The following is a 20806-nucleotide window of genomic DNA, read 5'->3' on the forward strand; positions in this document are numbered from 1 at the left end:
TACGGCCGGCACGCGGCTCTGCGTCCCGGACGGCGGCTACGCGTCCGCGGACGGCACGCGCGCGAGGAACCGCTCGCGGTCGACGACCACGCGCGTGACCTCGCCCTGCCCGACCAGCCGCCGCGCGGCGTCTTCGGCGACGACCGAGAAGCGCACGAGCCGGCCGTCGGCGTACACGACTTCGGCGCGGACCGTGACGGTGCCGCCGACCGGTGTGGGCAGCAGGTGTTCGAGGGAGACGCGCGTGCCGACCGACGTGCGGTCGGCGCCGAGGTGTCCGGCGAGCGCGCGTACCGTCGCCGCCTCGGCGAGGGCCAGGAGCCGCGGTGTGCCGAGCACCGGGAGGTCGCCGCTGCCGACCGCCTCGGCGGTGTCGGCGTCCGTCACGTTGTGGGTGAGTTCGGCATGTGTTCCGGGCGACACCGGAATGGGCTGCTGCGGCATGGAGCCGTACTCTACGACCGTGAACGCATCGCATGCCCCCGTCCCCACACCGGCAGCTCCCTACTGCGACCAGTGCGGCGAGGCCGCGGCGGCGGCGGGACACGAGGGCTGCGCACGTCGCCGGGAGCTGGAACCGCCGCGCTACTGCGGAGACTGCCGACGCCGCATGGTCGTGCAGGTGACGCCGCGCGGTTGGACCGCCAAGTGCGTGGAGCACGGCACCCGGACCGGCTGACGACCGGCACCTGACCCCGCACTCACGAGATGACCGCGATCAGGTCGCCCTCCTGGATCACGTCGCCCTCCGCGACCCGGATCGCCTCGACGGTCCCGGGGCCCTCGGTCAGCACCGGGATCTCCATCTTCATGGACTCCAGGATGACGAGGGTCGCCCCCGCCTCGACCGCCTCGCCCTCGGCGACCACGATCTTCGCGACGTTGGCCACCATCTCCGCGTGGACCTCCTCGGCCATCCCGGCGCTTCCTTTCCCGTGCTCGTCCGACGGGAGCGGTCCCGGCGCGGCCCGTGGCCACGCGCGTCGCTCCCGACGGAAATCCAACCACGCGGGACGCGTCCCACCGGGTGGTACACACGACAACACGCGCCGCGGATCTTTGTGAAGCGGACGACCGCGGACACAATGACGGCGTGGGTCTGGCCGTGCTCGTCCTCGTCCTCGCTCTCGGCGCCGGTGCCCTTCTCGGCGGCCGGGTCTCCGGCCTGTCCCGCCTTCCGGTACGCCATCTGCCGTGGCTCGGCTGCGCGTTCGCGGCCCAGCTGATCGCGGCACTGGTCTCCGACCCCACCGTCCACCAGCTCGCGCTGCTGGGATCGGCCGCGCTGGCCGCCCGGTTCGCGGCCGGGAACCTGCACCTGGCCGGCATCCCGCTGGCCGCCTCGGGGCTGCTGCTGAACGCGCTGGTGATCGTGCTCAACGGCGGGATGCCGCTGTCGGAGCACGCCGCGGCGCGGGCCGGCGTACCGCTCGACGGAGCCGCGGCGGCCGGGCGGGTGGTCGCGGGGGCGGACACCCGGTTCAACGCGCTCGGCGAGTCGATTCCCGTGCCGCTCCCGGTACTTCCCGAGGTCGACAGTCCCGGGGACCTGCTCGTGGCGGCCGGGGTGGGCCTGCTCGTCGTCGGAGGCATGCTGCGCGACCGCGGCACCCCGCCGCTCGCGGGGCTGCGGGAGGGTATCGGCCGCCGTACGCGCCGGGACGCGGGCACGCGTCCCGACACCGCCACGGACGCCATGGCAGGCTCCGCCGTGAGCACTGCCGTGAGCACTGCTGTAGGCACATCGGGTACATCCGGGGGCACCGCCATGGGCACCGTCAGCGCGCCCGAATAGTCCACACGAGCACCATTTTTCGGTTTATCCGAAATTCCTCGCCGCACGGGCAACCGTTCCCGCCGTCCGACTCTCTTTCGAGGTGAGGGCCCTCCGGCCGGGGGCCTCTGAGGGGGTGTGGCGTTGGCGGGACACGACGATGCCCTGCGCGACTTCATCGCGGCCCGGCGCGGCCCGCTCCTCAGGAGCGCGTTCCTGCTGTGCGGCGACGTCCACGAGGCGGAGGATCTGGTGCAGTCGACCCTGGTCAAGGTGGTGCTGGCGGGGCGGCGTCTGGACCGGATCGACAACATCGAGGCGTACACGCGCAGGACCCTCATGAGCGTCTTCATATCGTCGCGCCGGCGACTCTGGCGCCGCGAACACCCGCACGCCGCACCACCCGACACCACCGAGGCCGCACACGGCGACCTCGACATGAGCCTCGCGGTACGCACGGCTCTCGCCGAGGTCCCGCCTCGGCAGCGCGCCGTTCTGGTACTGCGCTACTGGGAAGACCTGAGCGTCGAGGAAACGGCGCACATCCTGGGGGTCAGTACGGGGACGGTCAAGAGCCAGAGCGCACGCGGCCTGGCGACCCTGCGGTCCGCACTCGGCGACGCGCTGCCGGACGCCGCGGACCGGTTCACCGACGCCGAGGAGGCCCGGCTTTGAAGGACATGCGCGTGAGGGATCTCCTGGGCCTTGCCGCCCAGGGGATCGAAGTGCCGGACGATCCGGTGGTCGACGACATCATGCACAAGGCCGACCGCATCCGGCGGCGGCGCAGGATCATGCTGGCCGCGGGATCGGCCGCGGCAGTCGTCGCCGTGGGAGTCGGCACCGCGCTTCTGCCGCAGCCGGGCGTGGGCGCGCCGCGCGGCGACGTCGCGGGCAGCGCGCCGGCGACGCCGCCCGGTGAGACGCCCGCGACGTCGGCGCCGCCGCCGACCGCGGACCCGACCGGGTCCGCGACGTCCGTCCCGGGCAACCGGCCGCGGACCTCCTCGGCTGCGCCGTCCTCGTCGGCCGCGACCAGCCCGTCCCGGACGGCCACGACGACGACGCCGACCACGAAGCCGCCCAGCAGCACCGGCGGTTCGGCCACGCGGACGACCGGGGGCGCGACGGCGGCCGGGGGCAAGAGCCCGCTCGACCTCGTGAAGGGCAAGCTCCCGGCCGGGATCGGGACCGTGACCAAGAAGGCGGACACCGGCACACCGTCGTACACCCGGAACCCGCTGTCCGGCCGCTACCTGGTGACCAAGAACGGCCGCATGGGCTGGATCGACATCACCGTCTACGACCCGAAGGTCAACCCGGACCAGAGCCGCGAGACCGTGGAGCAGGTCGCCGCGCACGACTACTGCGCCGACACCGGCATGGCGCCGTCCAACACGAACTGCGCCTCCAACGGGGAGGGCGAGGGCGGGATCTTCAAGACCTGGCGGTCGCCGAGCGGCCGGCAGGAAGCGGCGGCGGGACACGTGTCGGGTCCGGTGTACCACGCGCTCCTGTACTACCCCGACGGGCGCGGCCTGGAGATCTCCGCGGCCGCCGGGATCACGGGCGCCGACGGCTATCTCCCGGCGATGGACACCCCGCCCATCACCGCCGAACAGCTCACCGACCTGATCGGCGGGGCCGGCTGGTTCAAGACGTGATCCGCAAGACGCGACCCTCACTGCGCGCGGGTCAGGGGCGTGATCTTCACGGCGCGATCTTCAGGGGCTGATCCTCAGGGCCTCTTCTGGACGTGACCACGGCCAGGCCGACGGTCAGCGCGCGTCGCCGCGCTCGGCGGCCAAGGCGCCGGCGACGCTGTGCGAGTCGCCCAGCCCCATGCGCGGCACCGGCAGCGGCGGCGAGCCGTGCGGTAGGGGCGCGGGCTGCTCGGCGAGCGGCCAGCCGTGCCGCCGCAGCGCCGTCTCCAGCGCCGCGACCATGCGCGCGTCGAACTGCGCGCCGCTGCACCGGTGGAGCTCGGCAAGCGCCGCCTCGATGGGCCGCGACCTGCGGTACGACCGCGTCGACGTCATCGCGTCGAACGCGTCCGCGACCGCGATGATGCGGGCGAACTCCGGGATGGCGTCCCCCCGGAGGCCGGACGGATAGCCGCGCCCGTCCATGCGCTCGTGGTGGTGCAGGATGCCCTCGCGGCCTTCCCCGAGGAAGTCGAGGTCGCGGACGAGGTCGGCACCGCACTGCGGGTGCCGCTGGATCGTCTCGCGCTCGTCGGCGTCCAGCGGGCCGGATTTGGTCAGCAGCCGCGTCGGCACGCCGAGCTTGCCGACGTCGTGCAGCAGCGCGGCGTACTTCAGCAGGGTGACGCGCTGCTTGGGCATGCCCAGCTGGCGGGCGATCAACACGGCGGCGTACGCCACTCGTTCGCTGTGCGCGCGGGTGTAGCCGTCCTTGACCTCGACGGCCCGCAGCAGGCTGCGCACCGATGCGTCACGGGCGGCCTCGCCGCGCACCCGCGCCAGGTTCCGGCGCAGGTAGAACAGTCCCGCGGACACCACCACGGCGCCTTGGACTGCGATCCCGAAGCCCGACCCCGGGCCCCGGGCGGACCGGCCGGGTGGGGTGTTCGGCAGCGTTCCCATGCGACTGCCTCCTCGGCTCCGGTCGCGAATTCAACCGCCAACCGAGGATAGGACGGCCTACGGGCGCTGAGCGCCTTCTGTCCGGTTTACTCCGTCCAGAGTCGCCGGATTAACCCGAACGGGGGGCGCGCAATAGGCCATTCGTCGCATCATGCGCCCCCTCACGCGGCGTGTGCCGGAGGGTGCGCCGGGACCGCTGCCGGAGGCCGGGCCGGCACTACGCGCCGGGGCGCTCCACGTCGACCACGAACTGGTCGACGGTCACCTGCGAGCCGTCCGCGCCGGTGTCGACCTGGACCTTCACCTCGCGGATCCGGGCCAGCACCTTGCTGCGCAGATCCACGGGCACGTCGTCGCAGCCGCAGCAACGCTGCACGAGGGCCTTGACGTGCTGCTCCAGCCCGTACTTCTCCAGGCAGGGCGAGCACTCGTCGAGATGCGTGCGGATGTCCCCGCAGTCCGCGTCGGCCAGCTCGTTGTCGATGTACTCGTACAGCCGGCCGAGGATCTCCGAGCAGTTCACTTCGTGGTCGTCGCCGCAGCTCATGACCGCACCTCGCTTCGCCCGCCGGGGCGTCCGCCGAACGCGTCCTGCGGTGTGACTCGCGCGCCGCGCTCGCTCATGAGACCGAATCCTTCCGACCCGAACCGGCCGGAACCAGCCCGCGCTCGCGGGCGTAGTCCTCCAGCAGGGTGCGCAACTGGCGGCGTCCGCGGTGGAGCCGGGACATCACCGTACCGATGGGGGTCCCCATGATGTCGGCGATCTCCTTGTACGGGAATCCCTCCACGTCCGCGAGGTAGACCGCGATGCGGAATTCCTCGGGGATCGCCTGGAGGGCCTCCTTGACGTCGGAGTCCGGCAGCCGGTCGAGGGCCTGGGCCTCCGCCGAGCGCAGACCGGTCGACATGTGCGACTCGGCGCGCGCCAGCTGCCAGTCCTCGATCTCCTCGGTGGCACTCTGCTGGGGCTCCCGCTGCTTCTTGCGGTAGCTGTTGATGAACGTGTTGGTGAGGATCCGGTAGAGCCAGGCTTTGAGGTTGGTGCCCTCGCGGAACTGGTGGAACGACCCGTACGCCTTCGCGAACGTCTCCTGGACGAGGTCCTCGGCGTCCGCGGGGTTGCGCGTCATCCGCAGCGCGGCCGAGTACAGCTGATCCAAAAACGGCAGCGCGTCGCGCTCGAACCGCGCGTCCCGCTGCTCCAGGGTCTCTGTCTCCGCGACGGGACCCACCTCCTCAACCTGCCGATCCTCGCGGACCGCAACGGATCCGCCCGACGTCGACGATATCGGTCGACGGCGATCACCGCCCGGCACCCACTCCGCCCACTTCAACATGGACGTGTCGGGTCCGGCCTCGGTACGGCCGACCGAGGGCGTGGCAGTGAGCATGAAGTGCCTCCCGCAGGTCGAGGATGTACCGGCTCCAACACGGGGTCGGACCGGATCATTCCCGGCGGGGAGTCGGTCGGACCCGGGCAGGGAGCGGACGGACCGGGGCGGGATCCGAACGGGTCCGGGCGGGATCCGGGCGTGCGTCGAGCGGAGTCGGTCGGCGTACGGCCGCGTTGCCGACGGGGTTTCCCGGGGCTCAGGCGAACAGCGAGGTCAACCAGGTGCCTGTGGTCCCGGTGATGAGTGCGAGCGTCTCCTCCTGCGTCACCGGCGCCTTCTTGCCGACCGAGAAGCCGTGGTCGGCGTACGGCACCGGGGTGAGCTGTGCGCGCTCGTCCAACTCGGGGAACTCCGCGGGCCCGCCGAACGGGTCGCGCTCCCCCTGGAGGACCAGCGTCGGCACGCCCGCACCGAGCAGTTCCGCGGCGCGCGAGGCCTTCGGCTTGCCGGGCGGATGCAGCGGGAAGGCCAGGGCCACCACACCCGCCGCGCCGGTCGCCGACGCGGTACGGCACGCGACCCGCGCACCGGCGCTCCGCCCCGAGGCGGCGAACGGCAGCCCGTCCATCTCGCCGACCAGCCCCTCCACGGCCGGCACCCAGCCTTCGTCCAGCTTCTTCGGGGCCGGCGCGAGCTTCTTGCCGGCCACACGCCACGGCTGTTCGATCAGCGCGACGGTGATGCCGAGGGCGGGCAGCGCGGCGGCCAGGGCCACCAGGTCCCGCGCCTCGATGCCGCCGCCGGCCCCGTGCCCGGCGAGGTACCAGCCGCGCACCTCGCCGACCGCGGGGTGGATGAAGGCCCGCGCGTCCCCGGCGGGCGTGGGGAGGAGCCGTGTCGTGGGGGTGCCGGAAGCCTCGGCCGAAAGCGTCGTCACCCCGGAATCGTTCAACACCGGTCCCGCGATCGCCAACCGCCACGCGGGGCAAACCCCCGGTCGGAGTGCTCCCGCCCCGGCTCCCCCGCCTGGTCGGGCGCTCTTGCCGGAACCGGCTCCCGCCCGTCCGTCTGGCCCCCGTTGTTCCCCGTCTGCACCCGCCCCGTCAGAACAGCGTCGCGTCGCCGAGCACTTCCTCCGGGGGCAACGGCTCGGTCAGGTGCGGGGAGTTGTTCTTGACGCTGTTGACCTCGGTCGACACCGGATACGCGACCATGTGCCCCGGCGGCGGCGGGGTCAGCAGCGCGCGGGCGTCGTCGGTGTTGCTCAGCGACGGGTCGAGCCAGGCGTCCCAGCGCTCCTTCCCGAGCACGAGGGGCATGCGCGGGTGGATGCGGGCGAGTTCGGGCTCCGCGTCGGTGGTGATGATCGTGCAGGTCCACAACCACGCGAGCGGGTCGTCGTCCGCGCGGGTGCGGTCGCGCCACCACTCGTACAGGCCCGCGAAGGCGATGGGCGAGTCGTCTGCGGGGTGGATCCAGAACGGCTGCTTGCGGGCCTTGCCCTTGGGGCCGTCGGGCGCGGTCTCCGGCGTGTACCACTCGTAGTAGCCGTCGGCGGGCAGCAGGCAGCGGCGCGACGCGAAGGCCTTGCGGTACGCGGGCTTCTCGAAGACGGTCTCGGACCGCGCGTTGATCATCTTCGCGCCCATGTCCGGCGACTTGGCCCACGACGGGACCAGGCCCCACCGCAGCGTGCGCAACTGCCGCACCGGCGGCCCCTCGCGCTCGGCCGAGCGTTCCAGCACCGCGTACACCTGCTTGGTGGGGGCGATGTTCCAGTCCGGGGGCAGCGCGTCTGCCCGGACGTCGTCTTTGATCTTCTCGATCTCGAACAGCTCGATCAGGTCGTCGGGCTGTTGCGTGGAGGCGTAGCGACCGCACATGCGCTCTACCCTCGCACGTCCGGCCTACTGGCGGGGAAATCCCCGGCAGGAGGCCTGTGGCCCCCGTATAGGCTGGTTTCCCATGACGCCTCCGCTCTGGCCCGCCCCCGTCGCGTCCGCTCCCGTCGACGCGGTCGTCGCGCTGCCCGGCTCCAAGTCGGTCACCAACCGCGCGCTCGTGCTCGCGGCCCTCGCGGACGGCCCCGGCTATGTGCGGCGTCCGCTGCGCAGCCGCGACACCACGCTGATGGCGGCCGGGCTGCGGGCGATGGGCGTCGCGGTCGAGGAAACCGCCGAGGGCGACTGGCGCGTGGTGCCCGCCCCGCTGCGCGGCCCCGCACGCGTGGACGTCGGCAACGCCGGAACGGTTATGCGCTTCCTACCACCGCTCTCGACGCTCGCCGAGGGGCCGATCCGGTTCGAGGGCGACCCGCGCGCGTACGAGCGGCCGCTCGACGCCGTCATCCTCGCGCTGCGCGATCTCGGCGCGGACATCGACGACGGCGGCACCGGCCGCCTGCCGATGACGGTGCGCGGCACCGGCGGCCTGCGCGGCGGCATCGTCGAGATCGACGCGTCGTCGTCCTCGCAGTTCGTCAGCGCGCTGCTGCTGTCCGGGGCGCGCTTCGCGAACGGCGTCGAGGTACGCCACGTCGGCACGTCCGTGCCCTCGACGCCGCACATCGAGATGACCGTCGCCATGCTGCGCGCCGCGGGCGTGCGCGTGGACCACGCGGAACCGGACGTGTGGCGCGTGGCCCCCGGCCCGATCGCGGCCCGCGACATCGTGGTCGAGCCGGACCTGTCGAACGCCGCGCCGTTCATGGCCGCCGCGCTGGTCGCGGGCGGCACCGTGACCATCCGCGACTGGCCGCGCGAGACCACGCAGCCGGGCGACTGGCTGCGCGACCTGTTCACACGCATGGGCGGCTCGTGCGAGTTCACCGCCGAGGGCCTGCGGTTCACCGGGACCGGCGAGGTGCACGGCATCGACGCCGACCTGCACGACGTCGGCGAACTGACCCCGACCATCGCGGCGGTCGCGGCCCTGGCCGACTCGCCGTCGACGCTGACCGGCATCGCGCACCTGCGGATGCACGAGACGGACCGGTTGGCGGCGCTCGCCAAGGAGATCAACAACCTCGGCGGCGACGTCACGGACACCGCCGACGGCCTGGAGATCCGCCCGCGCCCGCTGCGCGCCGGGGCGTTCCAGACGTACGACGACCACCGCATCGCCACCGCCGCGGCCGTGATCGGGCTCGTCGTGCCCGGGGTCGAGGTGGAGAACATCGCGACGACCGCCAAGACGCTGCCGGACTTCCCGCTGCTGTGGTCGGCCCTGCTGGGCCAGGCCGCCGGCCCCGAAGCGGCGACGGCGAGCTGACCGCGGCCATGGCGAACACCCGGTCGACGCGCCGCAACGACTTCGACGAGGACGACGTCCGCGTCCGTCCCTCACGACGCGGCTCGCGGCCGAGGACCCGCACCCGCCCCAAGCACGAGGACGCCGAGACCGGCCGCGTGCTGACCGTCGACCGGGGCCGCTACACCTGCCTGGTCGACGAGGACACCAAGCGGGAGCACGAGATCACCGCCATGAAGGCCCGCGAACTGGGCCGCAAGGGCGTGGTGATCGGCGACCGGGTCTCGATCGTCGGCGACGTGAGCGGCGAGAAGGGCGCGCTGGCCCGCATCGTGCGGGTCGAGGAACGCCGCTCGGTGCTGCGCCGCACGGCCGACGACGACGATCCCTACGAGCGCATCATCGTCGCCAACGCCGACCAGCTGGCGATCGTGACGGCGCTGGCCGACCCCGAGCCGAGGCCCCGGCTGATCGACCGATGCCTCGTCGCCGCCTACGACGCGGGGATGCAGCCGCTGCTGGTGCTGACCAAGGCCGACCTGGTCCCGCCGGAGACGCTGCTCGACATGTACGGGGCGCTGGGCTTGCCGTACGTCGTCACCCGCGGCGGCGACGCGTACGACGACTGGGACCTCGACCCGATCCGCGCCCAACTCGCGGGCCTGACCACCGTGTTCGTGGGCCATTCGGGGGTCGGCAAGACCACGCTCGTGAACGCGCTGGTGCCGGAGCGGCAGCGGGCCACCGGCCACGTCAACGTGGTGACCGGGCGCGGGCGGCACACCACGACGTCGGCGCTGACGCTGCGGCTGCCGGCGTACGGCGAGGAGCGCGAGTCCGGCTGGGTGGTCGACACCCCCGGCGTACGCTCCTTCGGCCTCAACCACGTCGACCTGGGCCGCATCATCAAGGCGTTCCCCGACCTGGAGCCGGGGACCGCCGACTGCCCGCGCAACTGCTCGCACGACGAGCCCGATTGCGCCCTGGACGCCTGGGTCGCCGGGGGCCACGCCGACCCCGCCCGCCTGGCCTCCCTGCGCCGCCTCCTCGCAGCCCGTGAGCAGGGCGAGGACGACTAGCCGTATTTGGTAAGGCCGTACTCGGTCGGCCGTACTGGGTCGGCCGGCTGTGGTCGGCCGCGACGCGTTCGTCGCGCGTCAGCGCGGAGCGGAGACCGAGGCCCGGGCGTCCACGGCGCCTTCCCAGACCGCCTGCGAGCCGGAGTGGCCGACCAGGATGACCTGGATCGTCGCGAGGACGGCGGCCGCGACGGCGAGCACCGCCACCGCGGGGAGGACGAGCGGCGGCAGGGGCTTGGGCGTCGACTCACTCTGTGCGACGCGGCGGGCCACCATGACGAGGATGAGCGACACGACGAAGAGCGCGATGGCGTACCAGATCATGTCCTCGCCGCGCGAAACGTGGGTGCGCAGGTCGGGCGACCGGTTCGCGGGGTCCGGGTAGCGGCGCTCGACGAACTCCTGGCCGCTCTTCCTGGTGACGAAGACGACCACGAGGATCAGCGCGTTGAGTCCGACCACCCACCAGCCGAGCCGCGGCAGCCACTGGGGGCGCACCGAAACCGCCACCGTGGCCAGCGCCGCGACCGGTACGCCGATCACGGCCGCGTGCAGCACCAGGACGTGGACCGGCAGGCCTGACACCGTGTCGAACATGGGTGTTCGCTCCTTCGGCGGATGGCCGGGCGGGTCCCGGCACCGATCTGCACGTGCGGGAGACTTCCCCGGTTCGACGATCCGCGAACTATTGGGCGAGCCGTACGGGTGGCGCCGAGGGTAGGGCTGTCCCTACCCCGTTTCGGGGAGAGCGCCGGATGCCGTGGGGGGTCCACCGGCTCCTAGGGTCGTGGTACCGGCTCGAACCACGCCGAACCGGGCCGCAGGCACCGTCCCAGTCCAAGGAGTCCCCATGCCGAGCGCCGCGCGCGTCACCCTGTTCACCGTCGGCGGTGCGGTGCTCGCCTTCGCCGTCGGCTCCGTGGCGATCACCGGGCTGATCCTGGTGTCCAGCCACGACGTGCGGGCCGCGGAGCAGTTCGAGTTCGCGGGCGACACCCTGACCATCACCAGCGACGGCGGCGGCGTGCACCTCAGGCCCGGGGCCACGGCCGGGTCGGTGAACGTCGACAGGCGGACGACGGACAGCATCTGGGGCGCCGACCCCGAGTGGGACATGGACAAGACGTCGGGCACCCTGCGCCTCGACACCAACTGCCCTCCCATGTACTCCGTCAGCTGCGACGGCGACTACGACGTCTTGGTGCCGCCCGAGGTCAAGTACGTGAAGGTGCGCAACACCAACGGATCGGTCTCCATCGACCGGATCAACGCCCTGGAGTTCGACCTCGAGAGCGACAACGGGTCCATCAAGGTCCGGGAATCGTCGGCCGGGAAGCTCAAACTCTCCAGCGACAACGGATCGATCAGGGTGGCGAACACCTGGGCGTGGGGCGTCGAGGCCACCTCGGACAACGGCAGCATCAACATGACGCTGAAAAACGCTCCGGACTGGGTGGACGCGTCGTCCGACAACGGGAGCCTGAAGGTGTACGTCCCGGCCGACGGCACCAAGTACAAGCTGACCGCCGACTCCGACAACGGGTCCACCAACGTGGCGGAGGACCTGAAGGACGACAGCTCCACGCGCACGCTCGACCTGTCGTCCGACAACGGATCGGTCACCGCCAGGCGCAGCCCGGAGACCGGTCAGCCGTGGCCGGTGACGGAGCTGCCCGGGCACCCGGCCCCGCCGACCCCCTGAGACGCGTCCCGGTCGGGCCAAGTGCGTGTGCCCCGGCCGGGACGCCTTACGCCGGGCGCCGTACGCCGGGCGCCGGATCAGGCGCCGGCGCCGCGTACGCCCAGCTCGTCGATGTGCGTCAGCAGGTCGCCCGGTTCCTCGTAGACGCGGAAGGCGTGGGCGCGCTCCAACTCCTCCTGGCCGTACCCGCCGCTGAGCAGGCCGACCCCGAGCGAGCCCGCCCGGCGGGCGGCCAGGAGGTCCCAGATGCTGTCGCCGACCACGACGCAGTCGCGCGGGTCGACGCCGAGCTTGGCGGCCCCGGCCAGGAACAGATCGGGGTCGGGCTTGGCGCGGGCCACCTCGTCGCGCGTGATCATCGGCAGGTCGGCGGGCGCGCCCAGCTTGGCGAGCATGGGCTCGGCGCCCGAACGGCGGCCGCTGGTGGCGATCGTCCACTTGATGCCGGCGTCGGTCAGGTAGCGCAGCAGTTCGGGCGCGCCGGGCAGCGGCTGGACCTCCGGCACACGGGCGGCGTAGCGCCGCCCGTGTGCGTCCTGCAGACGCTCGACTTCCGCCGGACTCAGCTCGATGCCCGTCTCGCGCTGCACGCCGCGCACGAACAGTCCGCCGCTCATGCCGATCTTGCGGTGGATCCGCCAGGTCGCGAGCTTGATCCCGGCCTCGGCGAGGGCTTCCTGCCACGAGATGACGTGCTGGTAGACGCTGTCGACGAGGGTCCCGTCGAGGTCGAACACGAAGGCGGGGGACGGCGGGCGGACAAGATCGTTCATACCGCCAATCTATCCCTCGGGTACGGCGCGGCTAATCCCCCGCGCCGAGCTCGACCATCGCGTCGATCTCCGCCGCCCGGGCCTTCTCCTCGGCGGCGAACCTGCGTTTGCGGTCCAGTTCCTCGGCGGTGTCCTCGTCGGAGCGCATCAGCACCTCGACGTCGGTGCCGGCCAGGTCAAGGACGCCCATGTCCTCGAACGCCGCCCGTACCTTGGGCCCCCACAGGCCGATGTCCTTGATCGTCGGCGCGATGCGGCTGAACAGCAGTTTGCGGAAGTCGGCGAGGTACTCGGAGTTGGCGGTGGCCTCGGTCGCCTCCGCCTTGTCGATCTCGAAGTTCTCCCAGACCTCTTCGCCGCGCAGGCGGTTGCGCATCAAGTAGCAGCCGTGGACGACGAATTCCTCGCGCTCGGCCAGTTCCGCGTCGCTCAGTTCGCGGTAGTAGTCGCGGAGCGCCAGTCGGCCGAAGGCGACGTGCCGGGCCTCGTCCTGCATGACGTACGCCAGGATCTGCTTGGGCAGTTCGACCGGCGTTATGTCGCGCAGCATGCCGAACGCCGCCAGCGCCAGGCCCTCGATCAGGACCTGCATGCCGAGGTAGGGCATGTCCCAGCGGGAGTCCGAGAGCGTGTCGTCCAGAAGTTCCTTGAGCTGCGGGTTGATCGGGTAGTAGAGCCCGACCTTCTCCTTCAGGAAGCGCGCGTACGTCTCGGCGTGCCGGGCCTCGTCCATCACCTGGGTCGCGGCGTAGAACTTGGAGTCGAGGTCGGGGACGGATTCCGCGATGCGCGCGCTGCACACCAGGGCACCCTGCTCACCGTGCAGGAACTGGCTGAACTGCCAGGCGATGCTGTGCCGTCCGAGCTCGTCGCGCTCCTTCTGCGACATGCGGTTCCAGCTCGGGGTGCCGTAGAGGGAGTGGGTCTCCTCGGGGAGGCCGAGGGGCTTCATGGGGTCGACGGGAAGGCTCCAGTCGATCCGCTTTGCGGCGTCCCACTGCTTGTCCTTGCCCTTGGCGTACAGCGCGAGGAGCCGTTCGCGGCCCTCGTCGTACTCCCAGTTGAAGCGCGCGGCCCCGGCTGCGGGGATCTCCCAGACCGTCATTTCGGCCGGGAGGGCGTAGAGGTCATGCGTCGACACGTGCGGACTCCTTCGGTCGGAGCGGTGGTGTGTGTCGGATGTGGTGTCCGGCGGTCAGCCGGCGGTGGCGCCCGGCGGGCGTGGTGCGTGCCGGGCGTGGTGCCCGGCGGTCAGCCGGCGGGGGTGGTGAGGAGCCGCCTGACCAGCAGCGCTATGTGGTCGGCGGTCACTTCGACCGCTTCGGTGGGGACGACCAGGTGGGAGACCGTGAGGCGGACGGCCAGTTCGGCCACCCAGGCCACTTCGGCGGGGTCGAGGTGCGGCCAGCGTTCGAGGATGACGGCCGCGGCGTTGTCCCGGAACAGTGCGAGCAGCCCGGCCGAACGGGTCGTCAGGGTGGGGAGCAGCCCGGCGGACTCGTCCGTGAGGGCCGCCTTCACGAGCAGGTTCTGCCGTGCTTCGTACAGCGCCCAGACGGTACACGCCCGGACGCAATCCCCTGCGTCCCCAGGGGAGTTGCGGCACACTTCGGCGGTGCCGGCGAGGAAGCGCTCGGCCTCGTGGCGGGCCAGTGCCTCGGCCAGGGCGTCCTTGTTGCCGAACTCGTTGTAAAGCGTCTGGCGTGACACGCCTGCCGCGGCGGCGACGTCGGCCATGCGCGTGGTGGCCCACGCACCGGCCACGGCGGCCTCGCGCGCGGCGTCGAGCAGAGCTTCGCGTACGGACAAGACGGGCTCCCGGAGGATGTCCGAGCTTTACACGGATGGCATCTGTGTCAATCAGCATCACCCTGCGCCTGTGGCCCGTCAAGAGCAAGGCGCCGCGCGGGCCTGCGGAAGGGCTCATCCGGAAGCGCTAGGGCGGCCCTTCGTGATTCCCTTTCGCGGCGTCCGGGCCGCCTCGTACGCTTCGGGTGCACAGGGACGGCATCGCCGCCGGTCGCGCGGGGCATCCGCGCCCCGGCAGAGCCGTTCGCGGGAACAGAGCCACCGGTCGGTGGAGGTTCGGGAGCCGGAATGGCAGTGTTCGGCGTCGGGCGGGGCAGAGCGCGCGACAAGGAGGCGGTCCCGGGGCCCGTGGTGCTCGCACCGCGCCGGGGCCTGGACGGCTGGACGCTCGACGGGACGCCGCTGGCGTTCCGCTTCGGCCGCGAGCAGTTGCGCGAGCTCGCGACGCTCATGCACGGGGTGAGCGCGGGGATGGAGACGCCGTACACCTACGAGCGGGCCGCGGACCTGCTGGAGAAGGGCGGCGAACGCCCGCAGGCACTCGCGGTGTTGGACGCGTACTTCATGCTGCCCGCGCACATACGCGACGCCAATCCGTCGGAGACCCGCAGCCTCGGCCGCCGCCGCCAGCGGCTCCGCAAGCGCCTCGGCACGCCGCCGCCGAACTTCTCGGCGCCGGACGAGGCGACGGCCGTCGCGTCGGCCGAGGAGCGGGCCGCGCTCGAACAGGCGCCGGCTCCGACGCCCGTCGCGACGCCTGAGCCCGTCCCCGAGCCGGGCCCGGCACCGCAGTTCACCCGGGGGATCCTCTCCCCCGAGCCGGACACCGCGGCGAAGCCGGAACTCCCGGCGGCCGCGGCGCTTCCGGTGCCGCCGAAGCCGACGGTGCCGCCGCCGATGCCCGCTTCGGAGCCGGGGGCTTCGGAAGCGGGGCCTTCGGAACCAGGCGCTCCTGAGCCGGGCGCTGCGGAGCCGCCGAAGCCCCCGGCGCCGCCCGTGCCGCCGCCCGCGCCGCCTGCGAACCCGGTCATACCGCCGCGTCCCACGCGCTCGGCGACGCCGACGGCGCCACCGGAGGGCCGCCGCTGACCGCTCGGCACGTAGCAGGTCCGGCGTCCGAGCGACTAGTGTTCGCCGCATGCCCGGCTACGACGACGACCTGCGCTTCGCCCACGTTCTCGCGGACGCCGCGGACGCGACCACGCTCGACCGCTTCAAGTCGCTGGACCTGAAGGTCGAGACGAAGCCGGACATGACGCCGGTCAGCGACGCGGACAAGGCCGCCGAAGAGCTGATCCGCGCGCAACTGGGCCGTGCGCGCCCGCGCGACGCGGTGCTGGGCGAGGAGTACGGCTCGACCGGGCACGGCCCCCGCCGCTGGGTGATCGACCCGATCGACGGCACCAAGAACTTCGTGCGCGGCGTGCCCGTGTGGGCCACGCTCATCGCCCTTATGGACGGCGACGAGGTCGTGGTCGGGCTGGTGTCCGCACCCGCGTTGGGGCGGCGCTGGTGGGCCTCCAAGGGCGCCGGCGCGTTCACCGGCCGCAGCCTGTCGCAGGCGTCGCGGATCCGCGTGTCGGGGATCGAGCGCATCGAGGACGCGTCGTTCGCGTACTCCAGCCTGGGCGGCTGGGAGGACCGGGGCGCGCTGGACGGCATGTTGGACCTGACCCGGGCGGTGTGGCGGAGCCGGGCGTACGGCGACTTCTGGTCGTACATGCTCGTCGCCGAGGGTGCGGTGGACATCTGCGCGGAGCCCGAGGTGAACCTCTGGGACCTGGCCGCGCTTTCGGTGATCGTCACCGAGGCGGGCGGCCGGTTCACGTCGCTGGACGGCGTGCCGAGTCCGGCCGAGGGCCACGCCGCGGCGTCCAACGGACTGCTGCACGAGGACCTGCTCGGGTACCTGAACCAGCGCGTCTGATCAGGGGCGGGTGCCGGCTTCTGCGGGGCGGGGGTGCCGGCTTCGAGTGCCGGCGTCGGGGTGCGGGTTGCCGAACCGGCGGGCCCGCGGAGCGGCGGAGTGCGGTTCTGACGAGGTGTCCGGCCGGAGGCCCGTTGCGGTTGCCGCGACTTGCCTGCCGAACTGCCTGCCGTGACCTGCCTGCCGCATCTTCTCGGCCGCAACTGGTCGGCGCCGGTGGTTCGCCGCCGTGAGATCACCTCCCGCGCCGAAGCCGCGCGTGACCGGACGGACGCGGTCCGCGCACGGCACGGACATGAAGCGGAAGCAAGAAATTCTCGGTAAATCCCGACAAAGCTTTCGTCAGTCGGCAGGGCCGTGTGACTATGAGCATGAGGCGCTTGTGAACTTGTGAATTCGTTCTCAAGGCCGCCGACCCGGCCCGACCCCCTAACCGGAGGTGGTGCGTCATGCTCGTCCGCGACGGCATGAGCACGGTCGTCCTGACCATCGGCCCGACCCACACCCTGCGCGCCGCCGCGCGGCTCATGGCCGCACGGCAGATCGGCGCCGCCGTAGTCATCGATCCCGACACCAGTGGGATCGGCATCCTCACCGAGCGGGACATCCTCGTCTCGATCGGCTCCGACCAGGACCCCGACCGCGAGATCGCCGGGGACCACCTGACCTCGAACGTCGTGTTCGCCACTCCCCACTGGACACTCGCCGACGCAGCCGCGGCGATGACGCGCGGCAACTTCCGCCACCTCGTGGTCCTCGACCGCGAGGATGTCGTGGGCATGATCTCGGTCCGCGACATCGTCCGCTGCACCATCCAGGAACAGGCGCGGGCCACGGAACTCGTGGGATAGCAGCGGTGTCCGGCCGGGCCTGGACGGCCCGGCCGGGCACCGGAGTTGACGCTACGCCAGGGCGGTCAGGGCACCCGGCCCGGGCGTAGCGTGACGGTGGGTCAGGCGCGCAGCGCCTTGACCGCGGCCTCCAGGCGGTCGCCGTACTCGGGGTCGGCGGCCCGGAAGTTGCCGATCGCGCGCACCACGATGTCGTCGCGCGAGACCTGGGCGAGTCCGCCCGCGAGCCCCTCGACGAGGCGCACCTTCTCCTCCTCGGACATGAGCCGGTAGAGGTTGCCCGCCTGGACGAAGTCGTCGTCCTCGGCGTGCACCGGAGCCTCGTGGGTCCCGGTGGCTCCCGACACCCGCGTCGGCGCCCACAGCGGCTCGCCGGTCTCGTACGGGCCGCCGAAGCTGTTCGGCTCGTAGTTCTTCGCCCGGCCGCCGGCGTTGGTGGCCATCGCGCCGTCGCGGGCGTGGTTGCGGGCGACCGTCGCGTGCGGGGCGTTGACGGCGAGTTGAGTGTGGTTGACGCCGAGGCGGTAGCGGTGCGCGTCGGCGTACGCGAACAGCCGCCCCTGGAGCATCTTGTCCGGCGAAGGACCGATGCCCGGCACGAAGTTGGCGGGGCTGAACGCGGCCTGCTCGACCTCGGCGAAGACGTTCTCCGGGTTGCGGTCGAGGACCAGGCGGCCGACCTCGATGAGCGGGTAGTCGGCGTGCGGCCAGACCTTGGTCAGGTCGAACGGGTTGAAGCGGTAGTTCGCCGCCTCGGCCACCGGCATGACCTGCACCTTCAGCGTCCACGACGGAAGGCTTCCGGCGTCGATCGCCTCGCGGAGGTCGCGCTGGTGCGAGTCGGGGTCGACGCCCGCGATGGCGGCCGCCTCGTCGGCGGTCAGGTTGCGAATGCCCTGGTCGGTCTTGAAGTGGTACTTCACCCAGAACGCGTCGCCGTCGGCGTTGACCCACTGGTAAGTGTGCGACGAGAAGCCGTCCATGTGCCGGTAGGACGCCGGGATGCCGCGGTCCCCGAACAGCCACGTCACCTGGTGCGTGACCTCGGGCGAGAGGGACCAGAAGTCCCAGACGTTGTCGGCCTCCTGGATACCCGTGTAGGGGTCGCGCTTCTGGGTGTGGATGAAGTCCGGGAACTTGGACGGGTCCTTGATGAAGAAGACCGGGGTGTTGTTGCCGACCAGGTCGTAATTGCCTTGCTGCGTGTAGAACTTCAGGGCGAAGCCGCGCGGGTCGCGCACCGCGTCGGACGCGCCCAGGTTGCCCGCGACGGTGGAGAAGCGGGCGAACACCTCGGTGCGACGGCCCGGTTCGGCGAGGAAGTGCGCTTTGGTGAAGCGGCTGACATCCGCCGTGACCTCGAAATAGCCGTACGCGCCCGACCCGCGCGCATGGACCACGCGCTCCGGGATGCGCTCGCGGTTGAAGCGCGCCAGCTTCTCGAGCAGGTACTGGTCCTGGATCAGGAGCGGACCGCCCGGGCCTGCCGTCGCGGAGTTCTGGTTGTCGGCGACCGGGGCGCCCGACTCGGTGGTGAGGACGGCGCGCGAAGTGCTGTCGGACATGGTTCGTTCTCCCCTTCGGACCCCGGGACGTCCCGCCCCGGCCTTGCGAGTGGTCCCAACCTAGGTCCGAACTTAGAACTTGTCCAGTTCTGACTTTGGACTAGTTCCAAGTTTGGGGGCGGTGTACTCTTGCCGGCATGAGCGACCTCTTGGCACGGCTTCGCGACCGGGGATGGCGGCTCACCGCGCAGCGCCGCGTTGTGGCCGAGGTCCTGAACGGCGAGCACGTGCACCTCACGGCGGACGAGGTCCACTCGCGCGCGGGCGCGCTCCTGCCGGAGATCAGCCGCGCGACGGTCTACAACACGCTCGGCGAGCTCGTCGCCCTCGGCGAGGTCCTGGAGGTCAACACCGACGGGCGCGCCAAACGGTACGACCCCAACGCGCGTCGCGCCCACCACCACCTCGTGTGCACGCGCTGCCACACCATCCGGGACGTCCCGGCCGACCCTCGGACCGAGGTGCTCCCGGCCGAGTCCGGCTTCGGGTTCGCAATCTCCGGGGTGGAGATCACCTATCGCGGGCTCTGCCCGGACTGCCAGAACGCTTCCTGACGGCCTGTCACTGCGACCTGGCCACCGGGTTGTCCTGACTCCTGACTGGCGGCTCGGTGCCGGTCACTGCGGTCCAGACGAGCGCGGTCCAGACGAGCGCGGTCCTCACCAGCGCGGTTCTGACCAGCGGACCCGACCAGCGCGGTCCCGGTCGGCCGCGGCCCGGGTCACCGCGCGTCGTGCCGTCCGCCCTTCGGGCTGGGCAGCCACGTCTTCGTCAGCAGCACCGCACCCGCCCGCGCCGCACGGCGCTGCGCCTGGTGGTCGGTGTCGAACCGGTCGTGCAGTTCGGCCAGGTCCTCTTCCCCGCCGCACTCGCCGAGTCCGATGAGCAGACCGGGCACGATGCCCGGCGCGGGCGGGAATTCGAGAAGCTGCCGGTACGCCGCGGCCGGGTCGGTGCCGCCCGCGACGAGCCTGCGGCGGGCCGCCGCCCGGACGTTCGGCGAGCGGTCGGCGAGCGCGCCCGCGAGCGGGAACGGGTCGCTGAACGGCGGCAGCGCCTCGACGGCGCGCTCGCGCACCAGCGGATCGGCGACCTTCAGCAGCGCCAGCGCCGTACGGTCGCGGTGGCGGCCCCGCGCGCGGCGCAGGAGTTCGTGCCCCGCCGCCGAGCGGCACGAGTGGTCCGGGTCGCGCAGCGCCGTACGCAGCAGCGAGCGCTCGTCGGCGATGCCCAGCACGCGCGAGAGTTCGTGGCCGAAGCGGCGCAACTGCGGTGTGCGGGAAGCCGCGAGGTCGCGCGCGTGGCCGTGCCGCCGGGTCGGCAGATGCTCGGCGCGGTACGCGTCGCGATAGACCTCGAAGATCCCCTCGGAGCGCCGCCGCCCGCGGCGGGCGTCCAGGATCGGGACCACCACGGCCGCTTCGTCGGGGTCGAGGCGCCACATCAGGCCGACCCGTGCGCGGTGCCGGACCGCCTCGGCCCAGTCGTCGGTACGCAGCGCGAGCATCGCGGCGGGCAGCGGGCCGGGGATCGCGGCGAGGCGTACGACCGCCTCCTCGCGCAGCCCGCCGTTCTCGTCCATGCTCAGCAGCGCGGCGACCGCGGGGTGCCCGGCATCGAGGGCGCGCAGCAGGGCCCGACGTGCCTTCACGCCGCCGAAGACCCCGACGCTCTCCGACGGCCTTGACAGGCAGTCCAGTTCGACGAGCACCGAGGGGGGCAGGCCGGCCAGTATTTCGGCCACGGCGTCGCGGTCCTTGGCATCGGCCATGACCGCCTGGCGCAGGGCGCCCAGCAGGTCGGCGACCTCACCGCGGGGGTGTCCGACAGCGGCCAGGGCGCCGGCGACAGTTCGGGCGAGTTGCCCGATTTCGCCGGGAACGGGGCTGGTGCCCCCCAGATCCGCCGGGTTTGCCGGGTCTGCCGGGTCATACGAGAACGAGCCGTACGACGACCCGCGCCGAGCCGTCCCCGCGGGGGCGGGCACGGTACGTGACTTCGCCCCCCGCGCGCCGCGTGCCTTTTGGCCGATACCCCGCACCGCGAACACCTCCCAGTCCGTTCCCACCTCGGGCTCCGGCGCCCATGCCGACCTACGTGCCTGCACCGTGTACCGAGGTGCACCGACGTGCAC

24 protein-coding genes are annotated in these 20806 nt (G+C 72.2%); 11 read left to right on the top strand and 13 right to left on the bottom strand.

What is annotated here, in order from left to right:
• Window positions 1-36: 36 nt before the first annotated feature.
• Entirely contained in the window at window positions 37-444 is a 408-nt protein-coding gene (locus tag ACWD12_RS00905; RefSeq protein ID WP_450097781.1) for a thioesterase family protein, read from the bottom strand.
• A 19-nt stretch (window positions 445-463) separates the two neighbouring features.
• Between ACWD12_RS00905 and bsaP the strand changes: the two genes are divergently transcribed.
• A complete protein-coding gene (gene bsaP / locus ACWD12_RS00910; protein WP_450097782.1) occupies window positions 464-679 on the top strand; it encodes a biotin synthase auxiliary protein BsaP in 216 nt (71 codons plus the stop codon).
• 22 nt (window positions 680-701) lie between these two features.
• On the opposite strand, the gene ACWD12_RS00915 is transcribed toward bsaP, so the two are convergent.
• Window positions 702-917: a biotin/lipoyl-binding carrier protein gene (locus tag ACWD12_RS00915; RefSeq protein WP_358359429.1), complete on the bottom strand. Its 216-nt coding sequence runs from the start codon at window positions 915-917 to the stop codon at window positions 702-704.
• A 176-nt stretch (window positions 918-1093) separates the two neighbouring features.
• Between ACWD12_RS00915 and ACWD12_RS00920 the strand changes: the two genes are divergently transcribed.
• From ACWD12_RS00920 to ACWD12_RS00930, 3 genes are all read left to right on the top strand, one after another.
• Window positions 1094-1795, top strand: a complete 702-nt coding sequence (locus tag ACWD12_RS00920) for a DUF5317 family protein (RefSeq protein WP_450097783.1) — start codon at window positions 1094-1096, stop codon at window positions 1793-1795.
• 123 nt (window positions 1796-1918) lie between these two features.
• The gene (locus ACWD12_RS00925; protein WP_358359423.1) at window positions 1919-2449 is read left to right on the top strand and encodes a SigE family RNA polymerase sigma factor; all 531 of its coding nucleotides are present in this window, start codon (window positions 1919-1921) and stop codon (window positions 2447-2449) included.
• Between the two features lie 11 nt (window positions 2450-2460).
• Window positions 2461-3438: a hypothetical protein gene (locus tag ACWD12_RS00930; protein ID WP_450097784.1), complete on the top strand. Its 978-nt coding sequence runs from the start codon at window positions 2461-2463 to the stop codon at window positions 3436-3438.
• A gap of 114 nt (window positions 3439-3552) precedes the next feature.
• On the opposite strand, the gene ACWD12_RS00935 is transcribed toward ACWD12_RS00930, so the two are convergent.
• The 5 genes from ACWD12_RS00935 to ACWD12_RS00955 all read right to left on the bottom strand — a co-directional run bounded on the left by ACWD12_RS00935 (window position 3553) and on the right by ACWD12_RS00955 (window position 7600).
• Window positions 3553-4380, bottom strand: a complete 828-nt coding sequence (locus ACWD12_RS00935) for an HD-GYP domain-containing protein (RefSeq protein WP_450097785.1) — start codon at window positions 4378-4380, stop codon at window positions 3553-3555.
• A 217-nt stretch (window positions 4381-4597) separates the two neighbouring features.
• The gene (rsrA, locus tag ACWD12_RS00940) at window positions 4598-4927 is read right to left on the bottom strand and encodes a mycothiol system anti-sigma-R factor (RefSeq protein WP_450097786.1); all 330 of its coding nucleotides are present in this window, start codon (window positions 4925-4927) and stop codon (window positions 4598-4600) included.
• A 73-nt stretch (window positions 4928-5000) separates the two neighbouring features.
• Window positions 5001-5720 carry a sigma-70 family RNA polymerase sigma factor gene (locus tag ACWD12_RS00945; protein ID WP_358359448.1) on the bottom strand — a complete coding sequence of 240 codons (720 nt, stop codon included), beginning with the start codon at window positions 5718-5720 and terminating at the stop codon, window positions 5001-5003.
• 253 nt (window positions 5721-5973) lie between these two features.
• A complete protein-coding gene (locus ACWD12_RS00950) occupies window positions 5974-6654 on the bottom strand; it encodes an alpha/beta hydrolase family protein (protein ID WP_450097787.1) in 681 nt (226 codons plus the stop codon).
• A gap of 166 nt (window positions 6655-6820) precedes the next feature.
• Window positions 6821-7600: an SOS response-associated peptidase gene (locus ACWD12_RS00955; RefSeq protein WP_450097788.1), complete on the bottom strand. Its 780-nt coding sequence runs from the start codon at window positions 7598-7600 to the stop codon at window positions 6821-6823.
• A gap of 82 nt (window positions 7601-7682) precedes the next feature.
• Here ACWD12_RS00955 and aroA point away from each other — a divergent pair, with 82 nt between their 5' ends.
• Window positions 7683-8987 (top strand): 3-phosphoshikimate 1-carboxyvinyltransferase, encoded by a 1305-nt coding sequence (aroA, locus tag ACWD12_RS00960; protein ID WP_450097789.1) that lies wholly within the window; start codon window positions 7683-7685, stop codon window positions 8985-8987.
• Between the two features lie 8 nt (window positions 8988-8995).
• Window positions 8996-10045: a ribosome small subunit-dependent GTPase A gene (rsgA, locus tag ACWD12_RS00965; RefSeq protein ID WP_450097790.1), complete on the top strand. Its 1050-nt coding sequence runs from the start codon at window positions 8996-8998 to the stop codon at window positions 10043-10045.
• Window positions 10046-10123: 78 nt separating this feature from the next.
• On the opposite strand, the gene ACWD12_RS00970 is transcribed toward rsgA, so the two are convergent.
• A complete protein-coding gene (locus ACWD12_RS00970) occupies window positions 10124-10642 on the bottom strand; it encodes a DUF2231 domain-containing protein (RefSeq protein WP_358359407.1) in 519 nt (172 codons plus the stop codon).
• Window positions 10643-10895: 253 nt separating this feature from the next.
• Between ACWD12_RS00970 and ACWD12_RS00975 the strand changes: the two genes are divergently transcribed.
• Entirely contained in the window at window positions 10896-11747 is an 852-nt protein-coding gene (locus ACWD12_RS00975; RefSeq protein ID WP_450097791.1) for a DUF4097 family beta strand repeat-containing protein, read from the top strand.
• Window positions 11748-11824: 77 nt separating this feature from the next.
• Here ACWD12_RS00975 and ACWD12_RS00980 read toward each other — a convergent pair whose 3' ends face one another.
• From ACWD12_RS00980 to ACWD12_RS00990, 3 genes are all read right to left on the bottom strand, one after another.
• Window positions 11825-12520, bottom strand: coding sequence for an HAD family hydrolase (locus ACWD12_RS00980; protein ID WP_450097792.1), 696 nt, complete (start codon window positions 12518-12520; stop codon window positions 11825-11827).
• A gap of 31 nt (window positions 12521-12551) precedes the next feature.
• Complete coding sequence (locus ACWD12_RS00985) at window positions 12552-13661, bottom strand: ferritin-like domain-containing protein (RefSeq protein ID WP_450097793.1); 1110 nt, start codon at window positions 13659-13661, stop codon at window positions 12552-12554.
• A 110-nt stretch (window positions 13662-13771) separates the two neighbouring features.
• Window positions 13772-14329 (bottom strand): TetR/AcrR family transcriptional regulator, encoded by a 558-nt coding sequence (locus ACWD12_RS00990; RefSeq protein WP_358359396.1) that lies wholly within the window; start codon window positions 14327-14329, stop codon window positions 13772-13774.
• A 288-nt stretch (window positions 14330-14617) separates the two neighbouring features.
• Here ACWD12_RS00990 and ACWD12_RS00995 point away from each other — a divergent pair, with 288 nt between their 5' ends.
• From ACWD12_RS00995 to ACWD12_RS01005, 3 genes are all read left to right on the top strand, one after another.
• Entirely contained in the window at window positions 14618-15418 is an 801-nt protein-coding gene (locus tag ACWD12_RS00995; RefSeq protein WP_450097795.1) for a hypothetical protein, read from the top strand.
• A 49-nt stretch (window positions 15419-15467) separates the two neighbouring features.
• The gene (gene hisN / locus ACWD12_RS01000) at window positions 15468-16256 is read left to right on the top strand and encodes a histidinol-phosphatase (protein ID WP_450097796.1); all 789 of its coding nucleotides are present in this window, start codon (window positions 15468-15470) and stop codon (window positions 16254-16256) included.
• 449 nt (window positions 16257-16705) lie between these two features.
• A complete protein-coding gene (locus ACWD12_RS01005) occupies window positions 16706-17107 on the top strand; it encodes a CBS domain-containing protein (RefSeq protein WP_358359388.1) in 402 nt (133 codons plus the stop codon).
• A gap of 101 nt (window positions 17108-17208) precedes the next feature.
• Here ACWD12_RS01005 and ACWD12_RS01010 read toward each other — a convergent pair whose 3' ends face one another.
• On the bottom strand, window positions 17209-18672 hold the full coding sequence (locus ACWD12_RS01010) for a catalase (RefSeq protein WP_450097797.1): 1464 nt from the start codon (window positions 18670-18672) through the stop codon (window positions 17209-17211).
• Between the two features lie 137 nt (window positions 18673-18809).
• Here ACWD12_RS01010 and ACWD12_RS01015 point away from each other — a divergent pair, with 137 nt between their 5' ends.
• A complete protein-coding gene (locus ACWD12_RS01015) occupies window positions 18810-19226 on the top strand; it encodes a Fur family transcriptional regulator (protein WP_358359385.1) in 417 nt (138 codons plus the stop codon).
• 167 nt (window positions 19227-19393) lie between these two features.
• Here ACWD12_RS01015 and ACWD12_RS01020 read toward each other — a convergent pair whose 3' ends face one another.
• A complete protein-coding gene (locus tag ACWD12_RS01020; RefSeq protein WP_450097798.1) occupies window positions 19394-20740 on the bottom strand; it encodes a hypothetical protein in 1347 nt (448 codons plus the stop codon).
• Window positions 20741-20806: the final 66 nt, after the last annotated feature.

It is taken from the genome of Streptodolium elevatio (assembly GCF_053592165.1).

What these genes read in the sequence shown, in the direction of transcription:
- ACWD12_RS00955 (WP_450097788.1), bottom strand. Translation starts at nt 7,600, where the DNA reads ATGTGCGGTCGCTACGCCTCCACGCAACAGCCCGACGACCTGATCGAG.
- ACWD12_RS00970 (WP_358359407.1), bottom strand. Translation starts at nt 10,642, where the DNA reads ATGTTCGACACGGTGTCAGGCCTGCCGGTCCACGTCCTGGTGCTGCAC.
- ACWD12_RS00905 (WP_450097781.1), bottom strand. Translation starts at nt 444, where the DNA reads ATGCCGCAGCAGCCCATTCCGGTGTCGCCCGGAACACATGCCGAACTC.
- rsrA (WP_450097786.1), bottom strand. Translation starts at nt 4,927, where the DNA reads ATGAGCTGCGGCGACGACCACGAAGTGAACTGCTCGGAGATCCTCGGC.
- ACWD12_RS01010 (WP_450097797.1), bottom strand. Translation starts at nt 18,672, where the DNA reads ATGTCCGACAGCACTTCGCGCGCCGTCCTCACCACCGAGTCGGGCGCC.
- rsgA (WP_450097790.1), top strand. Translation starts at nt 8,996, where the DNA reads ATGGCGAACACCCGGTCGACGCGCCGCAACGACTTCGACGAGGACGAC.
- ACWD12_RS01005 (WP_358359388.1), top strand. Translation starts at nt 16,706, where the DNA reads ATGCTCGTCCGCGACGGCATGAGCACGGTCGTCCTGACCATCGGCCCG.
- aroA (WP_450097789.1), top strand. Translation starts at nt 7,683, where the DNA reads ATGACGCCTCCGCTCTGGCCCGCCCCCGTCGCGTCCGCTCCCGTCGAC.
- ACWD12_RS00975 (WP_450097791.1), top strand. Translation starts at nt 10,896, where the DNA reads ATGCCGAGCGCCGCGCGCGTCACCCTGTTCACCGTCGGCGGTGCGGTG.
- ACWD12_RS00935 (WP_450097785.1), bottom strand. Translation starts at nt 4,380, where the DNA reads ATGGGAACGCTGCCGAACACCCCACCCGGCCGGTCCGCCCGGGGCCCG.
- hisN (WP_450097796.1), top strand. Translation starts at nt 15,468, where the DNA reads ATGCCCGGCTACGACGACGACCTGCGCTTCGCCCACGTTCTCGCGGAC.
- ACWD12_RS00915 (WP_358359429.1), bottom strand. Translation starts at nt 917, where the DNA reads ATGGCCGAGGAGGTCCACGCGGAGATGGTGGCCAACGTCGCGAAGATC.
- ACWD12_RS00995 (WP_450097795.1), top strand. Translation starts at nt 14,618, where the DNA reads ATGGCAGTGTTCGGCGTCGGGCGGGGCAGAGCGCGCGACAAGGAGGCG.
- ACWD12_RS00945 (WP_358359448.1), bottom strand. Translation starts at nt 5,720, where the DNA reads ATGTTGAAGTGGGCGGAGTGGGTGCCGGGCGGTGATCGCCGTCGACCG.
- ACWD12_RS01015 (WP_358359385.1), top strand. Translation starts at nt 18,810, where the DNA reads ATGAGCGACCTCTTGGCACGGCTTCGCGACCGGGGATGGCGGCTCACC.
- ACWD12_RS00980 (WP_450097792.1), bottom strand. Translation starts at nt 12,520, where the DNA reads ATGAACGATCTTGTCCGCCCGCCGTCCCCCGCCTTCGTGTTCGACCTC.